Origin of the sequence: Streptomyces odontomachicola, from assembly GCF_039605595.1 — a bacterium.
Taxonomy (GTDB): Bacteria; Actinomycetota; Actinomycetes; order Streptomycetales; family Streptomycetaceae; genus Streptomyces.
In genome coordinates this window covers 217,355-232,899 of the sequence record NZ_JBCFOK010000011.1, presented here as the reverse complement: position 1 = coordinate 232,899, position 15,545 = coordinate 217,355, and the positions used below count along the sequence as shown (strand labels likewise).

Below are 15,545 nucleotides of genomic sequence, written 5' to 3'. Positions count from 1 at the left end.
TTCGGGCTTCCGCCGGGAGGGGCGCCGGGGCGTACGTACGACGTCCGTGCTCGCCGCCGGTGGCCGTGCCCCGGTCCCGTGTCCGACTCATGCGGGGAATGGGGGAGATGTGGAGAAAGTATAGGCGGGTGCGGCACGGTGCGGTCGGACGGAATTGCCGTCCGACCGTCCAACGCCGGGTCGCAAGCAGGGAGTCGCCGCGCCCATGTCTACCGTCAAAGCCCTCGCACCGAGTGAGTGGCTGCGGGTCTACAGCCCGCGTCCCGCCGCGCACGCGCGGCTGATCTGCTTCCCCCACGCGGGCGGAAGCGCCACCGCCTTCCGCGACGTCGCGCAGAGCGCTCCGGAGGCGCTGGAGGTCACGGCGGTGCAGTACCCGGGGCGGCAGGACCGCTTCGGGGAGCCGGTGCCGGCCTCACTGGACGAGCTGGCCGACCGGATCACCGAGGTCGTGGCCGGCGGACTCGACCGCCCCACGGCCCTGTTCGGGCACAGCATGGGCGCCACCGTCGCCTTCGAGGTCGCCCGGCGGCTGCGCGCCACCCACCCCGGCGCCCCGGTGCGGCTGTTCGCCTCGGCGCGCAGGGCACCGCACGCGCCGGTGAGCGCCGCGGTGACCTTCGCGACCGACGAGGACGCGCTCGCCTACGTGCGCTCGCTCGGCGGCCAGGGCAGCACGATGCTGGACGACCCCGACCTGCGCGCCATGGCGGTGCACATCCTGCGCGCCGACTTCCGCATGCTCGCGGACTACCGCTGCGCCGCCGACGCCCCGCTGACCTGCCCCGTCACCGTGGTGTGCGGGGCGGACGACGCGGCCTGCACCCCGCGTGAGGCCCGCGAGTGGGCACGGCACACGGTGGGCGGGCTGAGCGTGGAGACACTGCCGGGCGGCCACTTCTATCTGGAGACGGCGGCCGAGGAGCTCACGGCGCTGCTGACGCGCTATCTGACGGCTGATCTGCCCGGCCTCGCCGCCGGGGCGCAGCGCCCGGAATGAGCGGCGCGTTGCCGACCGTCCACGAAACCTGGCACGAGCACGGGGGTAAGCACATGTCCGAAGCGGCGAGCGAGCGCTGGCTGCCACTGTCCGGCGCGCAGCGGGGCATCTGGTTCGCGCACGGCCTGGAGAGCACGGGTCACGCGTTCAACATCTCCGAGTACCTGGAGATATCGGGGCCCCTCGACCTGGAGGTCTTCCGCCAGGCGTGGCGCAACCTGATCGAGCAGGCCGACGCCCTGCGGGTGCTGCGCATCGAGGAGCGGCCCGACGGCACGGTCCGGCAGCTCCTGGGCGACCGCGCCGAGAGCGAGCTGCGCTGCGTGGACCTGCGCGGGCATGCGGACCCCGAGGCGGAGGCGCGCGCCCTGATGGGGCGCGACCTGACCCGGCCCATCGACCTGGCAGCGGGCGGCGGGCTGACCACGTGGGTGCTCTACCGCGTGGGCGCCGAGCGGTACTTCTACTACCAGCGCGTCCACCACATCCTCGTCGACGGCTACGGCGGCTCGCTGGTCAGCCGCAAGATCGCCGCCGAGTACACGGCGCTGCTCGACCCCGCGGCCGAGCGGCCCGAGTCGTTCGTCGCGCTGGAGCGCCTGGTGGAGGAGGACGCCGAATACCGGGCCGGCGAGAAGGCGGCGGCCGACCGGGCGTACTGGGCCGAGCGCTTGGCCGACGCTCCCGAGCCGGTGCTGATGCACCACAGGACCGCCACCCACGGTCCGGGCCCCGCCGACCCCGGCGCCTCCGTCGTGCGCCTGGCGAGCGAGTGGCCGGTGGAGTTCACCGGTGAGCTCGCGGAGGTCGCGCGCGCGTGCCGCACCCGGTGGCCGCTCCTGCTGATCGCCGTGACCGCCGCCTTCCTGCACCGCGAGACGGGCGCCCGCGAGGTCGTGCTCGGCCTGCCGGTCACCGCCCGCACCAGCGCCGAACTGCGCAGCACGCCCATGATGTTCGCCAACGTCGTGTCGCTGCGCATCGAGGTGGCGCCCGGTGACAGCCTGCGCGACCTCGTACCGAAGGTGGCCAAGGAGGCGCGGCTCGCGCTGCGGCACCAGCGCTGCCGGCACGAGGACGTGCAGCGCGACCTGGGCCGCGGCGGGCAGGACGGCGGCGTGGTGCGCCCGGTCGTGAACATCATGGACTTCGATTACCAGCTGCGCTTCGGCGGCAGCAGGGCCGTCGCGCACAACCTCTCGCTCGGCCTGATCGAGGACCTGTCCTTCGCGGTCTACGACCGCAACGACGGCAGCGGCCTGCGCTTCGACCTCGACGGCAACCCCGCGCACTACACCCGCGCCGACCTGGGCCGCTACCAGGAGCGCTTCACCCGCTTCCTGCGCGCGGCCGTCGCCGGGCCCGACCGCCCGCTGCGCGAGTTCGCGCTGCCCTCGCCCGAGGAGCTGCACCGCGTCCTGGTCGAGTGGAACCGCACGCAGTACCCGGCCGACACCCTCGCCGCCCGCTTCGAGGCGCAGGCTGCGGCCACCCCGGACGCCGTCGCCGTCGTCGAGGGCGAACGCGAGCTGACCTACCGTCAGCTCAACGCCGGGGCCAACCGCCTCGCGCACCGCCTCGCACGCCGCATGGAAGCGGCCGGCGTGACCGGCGAGAGCGCGGTCGGCGTCCTGCTGGAGCGCTCCAGCGCCGTGCTGGTGGCCACCCTCGCCATCCTCAAGGCCGGCGGACACTACGTACCCCTGCACGCGGGCTATCCGGCGGAGCGCATGAAGTGGGTGCTCGGCGACGCCGGAGCCGCCCTCCTGATCACCGACCGCCCGGACGACGAGCTGCACTTCCTCGACCCCGAGGACGTCGTACGGGTCCCCGCACCCGGCGAGGAGAGCGACCCCGGAAACCTCCGACGGGAGGTGTACGGAGAGCAGTTGGCGTACGTCATCTACACCTCGGGATCCACCGGCACCCCCAAGGGCGTGGCCGTGGCACAGCGCGACGTGGTCGCCTTCGCCGCCGACCGGCGCTGGCGCGACGGCGCGCACGAGCGGCTGCTCATGCACTCCCCGCACGCCTTCGACGCCTCCGTCTACGAGATGTGGGTGCCGCTGCTCAACGGCGGCCGGGTGGTCGTCGCCCCGCCGTCGGCGCTCGACGCGGCGTCCCTGCGCGACCTGGTCCGCCGCCACGGGGTGACCAGCACCTTCCTGACCGCGGCCCTGTTCAACCTGATCGCCGCCGAGGACCCGGCCGCCTACCGCGGCATGCGGGCCGTCATCGCCGGCGGCGAGGCGCTCTCCCCGGCCGTGCTGCGCCGGGTGCGCGCCGCCTGCCCGCGGCTGACGCTGCTCAACGGCTACGGGCCCACCGAGACGACCACCTTCGCCGCGCTGTTCTCCTTCGAGGAACAGATCGACGACCTGCCGCCCATCGGCTCCCCGATGGACAACTCGCGGGTGTACGTGCTCGACGACCAGCTCCAGCCGGTCCCCGCGGGCACCGAGGGCGAGCTGTACGTCGCGGGTGACGGGCTCGCACGGGGCTATGCGGGCCGCGGCGGGCTGACCGCCGAGCGCTTCGTGCCCTGCCCCTTCTGGCCGGGGCGGCGCATGTACCGCACCGGCGACACGGCGCGCTGGCGTGCCGACGGCGTGCTGGAGTACCTGGGGCGCGCCGACGACCAGGTGAAGGTACGCGGCTTCCGCATCGAGCCCGGCGAGGTGGAGTCGGCGCTGACCGGCTGCGCCGGGGTCTCGCAGGCCGTCGTCGTGGCCCGCGAGGACCGTCCCGGCGTCAAGCGCCTGGTGGGCTATGTGGTCCCGGAGGCGGGCGCGTCCCTGGACATGGCCGCCGTACGCGAAGAACTCGCCGCCGCCGTGCCGGAGTTCATGGTCCCGGCCGTCCTCGTGCCGCTGGAGGCGGTGCCGCTGACGCCGAACGGCAAGGTGGACCGCGCGGCCCTGCCCGAGCCCGACGTGGCGGCCGGCGAGGGGCGCGAGGCGGCGACCGCCGTGGAGGAGGTCTTCGTCTCCGCCATCGCGCGGGTGCTCGGCCTGGAGCACGTCAGCGCCGACGAGAGCTTCTTCGACCTGGGCGGCGACAGCATCCTGGCGCTGCGCGTGGTCGCCCTGGCCCGCGACGAGGGCTGGGCGATCGGCGCGCGGGACGTGTTCCGGCAGCGCACCGCCGAGGGCCTGGCCCGGGTGGCGCGCCCGCTGGACGGCAAGGACGCCGCCGAGGACCGCACCGAGGCGCTGGGCGTCGCCCCGCTCACCCCGGTCGCCCTCGGACTGGCCGAACGCGCGCGGGAGTTCGGCGCCTTCCACCAGACGGTGCTGGTCGAACTCCCCGTACACCTCGACGACGAGGCACTGCGCACCGCGCTCCAGGCCGTACTCGACCAGCACGACCTCCTCAGGGCCCGCCTCGCGCGGGACGAAGAGGGCACCCCGTGGTTCGACACCCCGCCGCCCGGCGCCGTCGACGCCGGCCCGCTGCTGCGCGACGTCGACCTGGGCGGACTGCTCCAGCCGGAGTGGCCCGTCGCGCTGGCCGAGGCCGGCACGGCGGCCGCCGGCAGGCTCGACCCGGAGCGCGGCATCAACGTGCAGGCCGTACGCGTCACCGGCCGGCACCGGCAGCCCGACCAACTCCTGCTGTGCATCCACCACCTGGTGGTCGACGGAGTGTCGTGGCGGGTGCTGCTGCCCGAGCTGTCGGCCGCCGCGCACGCAGCGGTCGAGGGACGCAGGCCCCACCTCGCCCCCGTACCCGTCTCGTACCGCACCTGGGCCAAGGCCGAGGCCGAGCGGGCCGCCTCCGGCGCCTACCGGCACGAGCTGGAGCACTGGACCCGCATCCTGGACGTGGCCGAACCCCTGCTGGGCGGGCGCCCGTTGGACCCCGCGCGCGACCTGTACAGCACGGCCAGGCACACCCGCGTGGCGGTGCCGGGGCAGCTCACCGAGGCGCTGCTGCGCCTGTCGGCCGCCTTCCACGCCGGGGTGGACGACCTGATGCTGACCGCACTGGCCCGCGCCGTCGCCACCTGGCGTACGCGGCACGGGCAGCAGGACGCGCCGGTGCTGGTCGACCTGGAGGGACACGGCCGCGACACCGCCACGGACCTCGACCTCTCGCGCACCGTGGGGTGGTTCACCAGCATCCACCCCGTACGGCTGACGGGGACCGGCGAAAGCGTGTCCTCCGCCGTCAAGCAGGTCAAGGAGGAGCTGCGGGAGGCGCCGCACGACGGCACCGGCTTCGGCATGCTGCGCCGCTACGACCCGGTGGGCCGGGACCGGCTGACCGGGGCGCCGCGCCCGCAGGTGCTGTTCAACTACCTGGGCCGGGTCACCGGCGGCGTGGGCGAGGGCTGGCTGCAGGTGCGCGCCACCGACGTGCTGCCGCACGGCGCCGACCCGCGGATGCCGCTCACGCACGCGCTGGAGATCAACGCCGAGCAGCGGCGCACCGCGGCAGGCCCCGAACTCCAGGCGCTGTGGACCACCCCCGAGGGCGTGTTCACCGAGGACGAGGTCGAGGAGCTCAAGCAGCTCTGGCTGCGTGAACTGGAGCAGGTCGCCGACCTGGACCGGCGGCCGGACGCCGGCGGGCGCACCCCGTCCGACCTGCCCCTGGTCGCCCTCGGGCAGGCGGAGATCGAGCGCCTGGAGGCCCGGGTGCCCGGCTTGCAGGACATCCTCCCGGTCACCGCGCTCCAGGAGGGCTTCCTCTTCCACGCGCTGGAAGCGGGGGAGGACGGGGTGGACGTCTACACCTGCCAGGTCCGCATGGACTTCGCAGGACCGCTGGACGTCGCGGCCCTGCGCACCGCGGGCGAGCACCTCCTCGCCCGCCACACCGGACTGCGTACGGGATTCCACACCGACTCGGGACGCGCTGTGCAAGTGGTGCACGGCGCGGTCGAGTTGCCGTTCTCGCTGGTCGACGTCTCGGACCTGGAAGGGGAGCGGGCCGAGGAGCAGGCCGAGCGCACCGCCCAGCAGGAGCGGGTACGACGCTTCGACCTGAGCAGCCCGCCGCTGCTGCGCATGACCCTGGTGCGCTTCGGGCCCGACCGCCACCGGCTGCTGCTGACGGCGCATCACATCGTGTGGGACGGCTGGTCCACGCCGATCGTGGTCGGCGAGCTGTTCACGCTCTGGTCGGACGCCAGCGGGAGCCAGCTGCCCCGCCCCGTACCGCACAGGAACCACCTGGAGTGGCTGGCGGAGTACGACGTGAGCGCGGCCGAGGCGGCCTGGGGCCGCGAACTGCGCGGCCTGGAGGGGCCCCTGCTCATCGCCCCCGAGGCGCGGAACCTGCCCGCGGTGCTGCACGTCCGCATCCCGGGCGAGCTCCAGGCGTCGGAGATGCGCGCGCTGAACGAGCGCATACGCCCGCACGGCATCACCTTCAACACGGCGCTGGCGTTCGTGTGGGGCCTGGTGCTCAGCCGCGCGACGGGGCGCGAGGACATCGTGTTCGGCACCAGCGTCTCCGGGCGCCCGGCCGAACTGCCCAGCATGGAGCGCATGGTGGGGCTGTTCACCAACACGGTGCCGGTCCGCGTGCGCCTCGGGGCCGGGGACTCGCTGCTGGACACCCTGCGCGCCCTCCAGAGCGCCCAGTCGGAACTGCTGGACCATCAGCACCTGGGCCTGGGCCGCATCCAGCGGCTGGCCGGCACAGACCAGCTCTTCGACACCACCACGATGCTGGTGAACTACCCGCTCGACCTGGAGGCGCTCTCCGGCGGCCTGGCGGAGACCCGCCTCACGGGAATCGACGTGCTCGACGCGACGCACTATCCGCTGCGCCTGGTGGCGGTGCCGCAGACCGACGGGTCGCTGGAACTCCGGCTCGGATACCGCCCCGACGTCCTCGGCCGCGAAGAGGCGCAGAAGTACCTCGACCGCAGCCTCACCGTCCTGCGCGCCCTCACCGGCGATCTCGAAGTGCCGGTGCACAGCATCGATTTGATGGAGCAGGAGGAGAAGGCGACTCTGCTCAGCCAGTGGGGCGGATACTGACGCTGCGTACGCGGTTGATTCCGGAATGCACCCGGGGTGGAGCGATTCCGCTCCACCCCGCACGGAAAGATCATAGAAAACTCGGTTCTGTGAAGTTTGCATGAGTTTTCTGCTAGGGTGACCGGCGCATCGGGTGTACCGGTGCGCTGAGAAATCTTTCCGCGGCAGCGACCGCGCCCCACGGGGATCGAGGGCGGGTGCGCAGGGTCCGCGGCAGCACAAAAGTTCATAACTAGGGGGCGAACCATGTCATGTGCACTGATTCCTCTGAGGTCGACGCGACCACTCTTCCGCTGTTCCGCGTCCACCTGAATGCGGCCGCACCGTTCCGTTTTCCGGCCCCGTCTTCCTCAGTTTCCCGTTCCCGCCGGGCATTCGACTTTCACCGTCGTCCGGCTCCAGTGCTTGGTACGCCAGAACCTTCCGTCATGAATATTGAAACAGCTGCCATAGAATTCCGTCTTCTCGGACCCGTGACGGCGCAGCGACGGGAATCGGAAGTCCCGCTTTCCGGTTCGAAGATCCGCACCGTGCTGGCCCAGCTCCTGCTCGCGCGCGGCCGGGTGGTCTCCGACTCCCGCCTCAGCGAGATGCTGTGGGGCCACACCCCGCCGTCCACCCTCAACTCCCAGATCTACACGTACGTATCCCGGCTCAGGAAACACCTGGGCCCCGAGGTGGACATCGCCCGCCAAGGCCCCGGGTACGTGCTCGACGCGCCCTCCAGCCGCGTCGACGTCTTCGAATTCGAGCGCCTCACCGCGCTCGGCCAGCGGGCCCTGGGCCAGTGCGACTACGCCTCGGCCAGCCGCTATCTCGGCGAGGGCATCGCGCTGTGGCAGGGCGAGCCGCTGGAGTACGCCACCGAGCACCTCCAGGACGTCGAGGTGCCGCGCCTGGAGGCCGCCCGCCTCACGGCGCTGGAGCACCGCATCGAGGCCGACCTCGCGCTCGGCCGCCACCACCAGATCTGCGCCGAACTCGTCGGCCTGGTCGCCCGCTTCCCGCTGCACGAGAGGCTGCGCGCGCAGCTCATCACCACGCTGTACCGGTGCGGCCGGCAGTCGGAGGCGGTGCGGGCCTACCACGACGGCCGCACCGCGCTCGCCGAGCAGATGGGCGTCGACCCGGGACCCGAACTCCGCGCAGCGTACGAGGCGATGCTGCGCGGCGAGATGGGCGAGGAGGCCGGTGCCAGGGAGCCCGCCATGGCTCCCAACACCCTCCCGCCGGACACCGTCCCCTTCACCGGCCGCACCCGCGAACTCACCGCCCTGACGGCCATGCTGCTTCCGCGGCGCGCGCGGGACGAGCGAGGCGAGCAGGACGGACGGGGCGAGCGGGACGGACGGGGCGACGCGGCCTGGGAGGACGCCCCGGAGCACGCTTCGGAGTCCGCGTCGGGGCCCGCCTTCGCGCAGCCCGCCCGCGCCCTGGTCACCGGCATGACAGGGAGCGGCAAGTCCTGCCTTGCCGTCCACGCCGCGCACATCGTCGCGCCGCACTATGCGGACGGCCAGTTGCACGCCGACCTGACGCACCCCGACGGGCGCGCCAAGACCCCCAGCGAGGTCCTGGTCCGACTGCTGCGCACCCTGGGTGAGCCCAGAGTCTCCACGGACCACGCCGGATTCTCCGCGCTGGCCGAGGACACGGAGGAGCTGGTGCGCCTGTACCGCACCCGTACGGCCGGCAAGCGCCTGTTCCTCCTGCTGGACAACGCCGTCGGCGACGCGCAGCTCGGCCCGCTGCTGCCCAGCGGCCGCGGCTCGGCCGTCCTGATCACCAGCCGTACGCGGCTCACCTCCGTCACCCTCGCGCACACCCTCGTGCTGGAGCCGATGTCCGAGGAGGAGTCCCTCCGGTTACTCGAGGCCACAGCGGGCCCTCAGCGGGTGCGCGCCGAGCACGAGATGGCCAGGACCGTGGTGCGCCAGTGCGCCGGACTGCCGCTGGCCCTGCGGATCGCCGGCGCCCGGCTGGCCTCGCGCCCGCACTGGCCCGTCGCCGAGCTCGCCCACCGCCTCGCCGACCCCGGCCGCCGCCTGGAGGAGCTGCGCCTCGGCGACCTGGACGTGATCGAAGCGCTGAACGCCGCGCTGGCGCACCTCCCGCTCCGTACCCGCAAGGTCTTCCCCTGGTTATCCATGCTGGGCGGCGACCCCTTCACCGCGTCGGCGGCCGGCGCGGCGCTGGGCCTTCCCGAGCTCCAGGCGGAACGGGCGCTGGAGGATCTGGTCGACGCCTCCTTCATGACCACGACACCCACACTCTGCGGCACGCCGAAGTACCAGTTCCCGCCGCTGATCCTCCTGTTCGCCGAGGCACTGCCGAACGGGGGCAAGCAGCTCCAGGCGGCGTGAGAGGGCGTCACGGCTCTGGGTCGCTCCACCACCGGTTCCAGCGAGGCCTGCATGCTCGCCGGGCCCGCCCTCAAGCGCCGCTGGGAGCAGCGGCGCGGGTCGGCGGGCCGGGGTGTCGGGCGCGCTCATCGCGCCGTTCGTCGACCCCGACCTGCCTCGCGCCGTACGGCCCGGCGCGGGGAGCGCTTCCACCGGTACACGGAGCACCCCCTCGACGCCGGCGTCGGCGACTTCCGCGACCGCGGGGGCTGCTCGCCCGGGCCGTGCCGGCCTGGCGGGCAACTGGCGTGCGGGCGGGCGGGTTTGGGGATTACTCGACCGAGGAATGAATTACTCATGCGAGTAACAGGGGGAGCGAACACGGCCGGCGGGGCCTCCGGCGGAACTCCAGGAGGGGCCTCCGGTGGCGGCCCGCGCCGGTCGCTCGCCGCCAGTGCGCGGCGGGCGCAGATCGTGGAGGCGGCCATCGAGACCCTGGCCGAGAGCGGCCACGGGCAGACGACGTTCGCGCGGATCAGGAAGCGGGCGGAGATCTCCAGCACCCGGCTGATCTCCTACCACTTCGGCACCAAGGGGGAGTTGATGGACGCCGTAATGGAAGAGGTGGGGCTGCGCGCGTACCGCGCGATCTCGCAGCGCGTCGCGGGCGAGACGTCGTCGCTCGGGGCGCTCACGGCCCGGCTCGGGGCGCAGTTGGAGTGGGCCGCCCGCAACCCGTCCTCGGTGCGGGCGATGACCGAGATCTGCCTGAACGAGCGGGACGCGGACGGCGTACTGCGCTACGGCGCGGAGGCCACGGCGCACGCGAACGTCGAGGGCCTGGAACCGATCCTGCGGGCCGGCCAGGAGAGCGGCGAATTCCGCGCGTTCGACACGCGGCTGATGGCGCTGACGCTGAAGTCCGCTGTCGACGCGGCGATCGTCCGCATGGCGCGCCCGCCGCGTCTGACCCTGGAGCAGGGCGTCAGCGAACTGACGGAACTGGCCCGGCTCGCCACACGGAGGGAGCCGTGACCGCCCGCGCCCGCCGCCCCCGCCGCCCGCTGCTCCAGTTGATATGGGACGTGGGTGCGCCGATCGCCCTCTTCTACGTGCTGCGCGGGCTCGGCGCGAGTGCGTTCGCCGCGCTGCTGGCCGGTGCGGTGCTGCCCGTGCTGACCGCGGGCGCGTGCTGGCTGCGCGACCGCCGGCTGGAGGGGATGGCGGCGTTCATGGCGGGCGTGATGCTGCTGGGGATGCTGGTCTCGCTGATCGGCGGAGGAGCCAGGTTCATGCTGGCCAGGGACGGTTGGGTGACGGCCGTGGCCGGGTTGTGCTTCCTGGGCTCGGTGTGGACGGCGCGCCCGTTGGCGTACCTGGGCGCGCGCCCGCTGCTGGAGGGCCGCTTCCGCTCCGACGGCACGCCGTGGGAGACCCTGTGGGAGAACGAACCGTCCTTCCGCCGCATATGGCGCGTCTCCACGGCGATCTGGGGCGCCGCCTTACTGGCCGACGCCGCGGCGCGCATCGTGATCGCCTACACGCTCCCGATCGACGCGGCCCCCGCCGTCGCCGGCCTGCTCTGGCCGGTCACGCTGCTTCTGCTCCAGTTCGTGAACGGGGTCTACTACCGGGTGGCGGGTCTGTGGGGGATCACGTCGGGGTGTGGGCGGAGGGCGGGGGCGGTTTCTTCGGCTGCGTAGGGGTGCGGGTGCCGGGGTCGGAGTGGGCGCGGGTGTGGGGGACTGCGCTCGCGTTCCGTCGCGAACGGGGTGGCTTCATGGGGCGCAGGAGTACGTAGGCCGACGTACCGGCGACGAAGGCGAGCCGGTCCCACCACGGCTGACCGCGTTGTCGCGTTGTCGCCGCCCAGCCAACGCAGCGGTGCGCTCTCGGTCGGACACGGGGCGGGCCGAGGCCCTAGAGTGCATGATCGTCTGGCAGGGTGTTCAGGGCGCTGCCGAGGGTCGAGGGGGCTGTTGTGAGGGTCGAACTTCCGCCGGAGCCGGTGCACTTCGTCAACCGCGACGACGAGCAGGAGCGCGCCTTCAGTGCCGTGACGGGCTGGCGGAACCGTTCCCGCCCGCTGATCCTCGCGCTGAGCGGCCCGGGAGGCCTGGGCAAGACGGAACTGGCCGTGCTGCTCGCCCGCACCCTGGGCGAAAACCACCCCTTCTCCGACGGCGTACTCAGCGTCGACCTCGACGACTTCCGCGCCGACGGCGTGCTCGACCCCGGCGACGTACTCTCCCACCTGCTGACCTCCCTCGACGTGGAGCCGGACCAGGTGCAGGCCCAATACGCGGCCCGCTGCGGCCAGTTCTGGAACCGCACCCGCGACGCCAAGCTCATCCTCCTGCTGGACAACGCGCGCTACGGCTCGGAGATCGTTCCCCTGCTCCCGGCCTCGGGCGCCGGCGTGGTGATCGTCACGAGCCACGGCCCGCTCCGCGACCTCGAGGCCGGCGCCGCGGTGGACCTGCCCCTTCCGCCCCTGGACGAGCAGGCCGCGACCGAGCTGCTGGAACTGATCGTCCGCGACCGCCGGCTGGCCGCAGACCCCGAGGCGGCGCGGGCGGTGATCCGCTTGTGCGACGGATTGCCCGCAGCGCTGCACGTGGCCGGGCGGTGGGTGCGCACGCACCGGCTGCGCCCGCTGTCCCGCCTCCTCGCCGACCTCACAGCGGAGTTGGAGGAGCAGGGCGTGCCCGACGTGGAGCACCTGTGGGACACGGTCTACGCCGATATGTCCCCCACGGCCGCGTTCCTGTACCGGCTGCTGGCGCACCACCCCGGCGAGTCCTTCACGGTCGACTCCGCCGTCGCGCTGTCCGGGCTGACCCCGGAGGACTGCCAGGACGCCCTGGACGAACTGGACCGCGCCGGCTTCCTCGACCTGCGCCGGATGGCGCGGACGGAGGCCGGGCAGATGCGGCTGCTCGGGCCGCTGCGGGCCCACGCGCTGCGCCGGTCGCGCCGGGAGACGGCGGAGGAGGAGGTGGGCGAGGCGCAGGAGAGGGTGGTGCGGTGGTTCGTGCGGCAGGCGCAGTTGGCCGACCGGTACGCGGCGGGGCGCCGGCTCACCGTCGTGGACCTCTTCGACCCCGTACCCGAGGTGCCGGACGTTGCGCTGCAGGCCCCGGAGGCGGCCGCCGGCGACGCGGACCGCGCCGAACGTGCCGTCCGCGCCGCGCGCTGGCTGGATGAGGAACGGCATGTGCTGTTCGCGTGCTCGCGCCTCGCGCACGGCCGCGGGATGGACGCCGCGACCGTGGCCCTGTCCGAGGCGGTGTGGACGCACGCCCTGGACCACCCCCACCAGTCCGAAGCCGTCGAGGTCTTCCGGCGCGCCGTGGACGCGGCGGTCCGGCACGGAGGGAACGCCGGCTGGCTCGTACGTACGCGATGCCAACTGGCGCGTCCGCTCTGGGAGTCGGGCGACCTGGCGGGCGCTCAGGAGCAGATCGACGCCGCGCTCTCGGCCCTCGACCTGCTCGGGGATTCCGAACGGGACCGCAAACTCGCCGCGTCCGCGCTCGAACACCGCGGCATGCTCCGCGGTGTACGGGGCGAATGGGACGCCGCACTGGCCGACTTCGCCGCGTCCCGCGACAAGCACCGGCAGATCCCGAATCCGTACGGCGTCCTGCTCCAGACCTACCGCATGGGCGAGGCGACCGCGAAGACCGGCGACCTCGAGGGCGCGCGATGCTTGCTGGCCGAGGCCCACGCCGGTTTCGCCGCCCAGCAGCGCGAGAGGCTGACGGGCCGCTCGGCGTTCCTCCTGGCCGGGGTCCTGCACCGCCTGGGCCGCGCTGGCGAGGCCCGCGAGCTGTATGAACAGTCCCTCAGCCGGGCCGAGACCCGCCGCGCGGGCTCCGAAATCGCCCGGGTCCACGAGGCGTTGGCCGAACTGGACGCGGCTGAGGGGTACGCGGAGGCAGCGGAGGGGCACCGGGCGGCGGCCCGCGCGTTTCGGGAGCGGAACGGGCTGGCCTAGGCGGGACGCGCGGCCCCAAGTCCGTCGCGCTTTGCTTCTGCTGGCGTCCCGTCCCGCCTCCGGCGGGTGGGTGATGCTCGGGGGCTGAGCCAGCCCGCGTTTTCCGGGAGCGGCACGGGCTGTTCCAGGTGTGCTGCGCCAGATGGTTTGCGCGGCCTCTGGCACAGCGATCTTTCTTCTGGCCGGCCACGTGGGCCGTCCCGGGCGGGCGAAGTTGGGGACTGAGCTCGCCGGGGCGCACGCGTGCTCGCCGATCCGGATGCGGCGGCGGAGCACCGTGCGGGGGCCCGTGAATTCTGCGGTCGTCGGCGTTCCTGGTTGGTGTCCCGTCCCGGGTGGGTGCGCGGGTCGGGAACTGTGCTTGTCCGGCGGTGGCCGTTTTGGGCGCGGAGCTAGATGGTCTGTGCGGCCTCCGTGGCCGTGGCTGGGCGGAGCTCGACGCGGAAGCGGCGGGCTCCTACGAGGCAGTGGAGGGTCGTTTCGCCGGGCGGTATGGGTAGTTGGGCGTGTATCGCGGACAGGGCAATCGCGGGGTCGATGTGGAGCGTCTGGCCTGCCTCGTACAGGGGCTCGGGCTCGGCTGCGTACGGCTGGTCGTGGGCGCGTAGTCGGACCAGGCAGCGGCCGTCCGGCAGCAGGGCCGCTGCTGTGCCGCAGGCGGGGTAGGCGGCCAGGGCGTGGCGGGTCCAGGCGTCGGCGGTCCAGGACGCGTTCACGGGGGCGGTGGATGGCGGGAGCGGGCGGCGGTACAACAGGCCCGCGGAACGGGCCAGTTGCTCGGCCGCTGCCCCGTGTTCCACCGCCAGGTGATGGCCGGGCGGGCCGAGGCCGGCCGGACGCCGGGTGACCCGGAGGCCGTTCGCGTCGGCCGATACCTCGACGTCGAACGCGGCGGGCACGCGAGGAGCGGGGGCGGGCGAGGGCAGCGGCCGGGGCGTGGCGCTGGTCGCGGGCGGCGTGAGGTCGAGCAGCGCGTACACCTCCGCGCGCAGCCGTTCCACCGCATCGCCCGCGGGCGCGAACGCGGCCCGCGCCGCGGTGTGCGCGGGGCCGCGCCGGTACGCCCCCAGCGCGTCGAGGATGTCCTCGGCGCGCTCCAACCGCGGTACGTGGTCGAGGAGTACGCCCATCGGGCTGCCGGGGATCAGTTCGTCGCCGCCCTCGTAGACGCTCACGACGGGGCGGTCGCCGTCGGCGGCGCAGTAGTACAGGGCGGCCGAACCATGGTCCGTGACCAGCGCGTCCGCGGCGACCAGAACGGAGGCCCACTCCTCGTACGCGTCCGGCAGGACCATGCCCGCGTCGAGGGCCGGCGCCAGGCGTTCGTTCAGCTCGTGCGTACCCAGCAGGCTGCGCTCGTTGGGGTGGATGACCAGGGCCAACTGATATTCCTCGGAGGGGAGGCGCGCGGCGAGTCGGGCCGGGAGTCCGGGGCGGCGGCGGATGAGGGACTCGGGGCCCCAGGTGGAGGCCAGGACCAGCAGCTTGCGGGCGCCGGTGCCCAGCGCGGCACGGTAGCGGTCGCGCAGGGAGGCGGAGGCCAGGACGCGTTCCAGGGTGAGGTCGCCCACGACCTGTGCGCGCCGGGCGGCCCGCGGGTCCGCGGCGGCGAGCCTGGCGATCTGCTCGGGGTGGGCGAGGGCGTGCAGCGCTGCGGGGGCTGCGCGGGCTCGGGGCTGGTCTTGCCGCAGGTACGCGGGGTCCAGCCCGGAGGCCGAGTCCGCCGAACCTTCGCTGGGGATCGCCTTGTTGAACCCCGCGCCGTGCGGGATGAGGACGCGCGGGCCGCGCAGCAGATGCAGGTCGCCCTTCGGGCTTGCGGTGATGACCAGGTCATGCGAGCGCGCGCACGCCTCGTCCCATGGCACCGTACGGCCGCCGAGCGCGTCGATCGCGGCGAAGGCGTCGACCCCGAAGTCCGAGCCGGGTACGAGCGTGAAGCGCCGACTGATCCTGGCGTCCCCGGCGAAGACGGGGAGAACGTCGAGCAGCCGGTACAGCGCAACAGCGGACCGCGCCGCGAACAGGACAGTTCGGTGGGCGCGGGCTTCTTGGGGCTGGGCGCGGGTCACCGGGGGCTCGCCGCTGGGTGGTGACGGTGGTTGCCTGTCGCTGCGGGGTGCTCGCCGCGGGGCGTCGGCTGCTGGTTGCCCGTCGGTGGCCGCCGGTCGCTGGCCGCTGGCTGATTCCGCCGGTCACCGCCGACTGCT

The 15,545-nt window shown here is 73.5% G+C and carries 7 protein-coding genes; 6 read left to right on the top strand and 1 reads right to left on the bottom strand.

Annotated features, from left to right (window positions below):
• Positions 1-205: 205 nt before the first annotated feature.
• The 6 genes from ABEE00_RS21575 to ABEE00_RS21550 all read left to right on the top strand — a co-directional run bounded on the left by ABEE00_RS21575 (position 206) and on the right by ABEE00_RS21550 (position 13,335).
• Positions 206-1,000, top strand: coding sequence for a thioesterase II family protein (locus ABEE00_RS21575; protein WP_345747247.1), 795 nt, complete (start codon positions 206-208; stop codon positions 998-1,000).
• A gap of 53 nt (positions 1,001-1,053) precedes the next feature.
• Positions 1,054-6,993 (top strand): amino acid adenylation domain-containing protein, encoded by a 5,940-nt coding sequence (locus ABEE00_RS21570; RefSeq protein WP_345747246.1) that lies wholly within the window; start codon positions 1,054-1,056, stop codon positions 6,991-6,993.
• 473 nt (positions 6,994-7,466) lie between these two features.
• Entirely contained in the window at positions 7,467-9,356 is a 1,890-nt protein-coding gene (locus ABEE00_RS21565) for an AfsR/SARP family transcriptional regulator (protein WP_345747245.1), read from the top strand.
• Positions 9,357-9,692: 336 nt separating this feature from the next.
• Entirely contained in the window at positions 9,693-10,370 is a 678-nt protein-coding gene (locus tag ABEE00_RS21560; RefSeq protein ID WP_345747244.1) for a TetR/AcrR family transcriptional regulator, read from the top strand.
• Entirely contained in the window at positions 10,367-11,038 is a 672-nt protein-coding gene (locus ABEE00_RS21555; protein WP_345747243.1) for a VC0807 family protein, read from the top strand. Before ABEE00_RS21560 ends, ABEE00_RS21555 begins: the two co-directional genes overlap by 4 nt.
• 278 nt (positions 11,039-11,316) lie before the next feature.
• Positions 11,317-13,335: a hypothetical protein gene (locus ABEE00_RS21550; protein WP_345747242.1), complete on the top strand. Its 2,019-nt coding sequence runs from the start codon at positions 11,317-11,319 to the stop codon at positions 13,333-13,335.
• Between the two features lie 392 nt (positions 13,336-13,727).
• Here ABEE00_RS21550 and ABEE00_RS21545 read toward each other — a convergent pair whose 3' ends face one another.
• Positions 13,728-15,407, bottom strand: a complete 1,680-nt coding sequence (locus ABEE00_RS21545) for a translation initiation factor 2 (protein ID WP_345747241.1) — start codon at positions 15,405-15,407, stop codon at positions 13,728-13,730.
• Positions 15,408-15,545 lie beyond the last annotated feature (138 nt).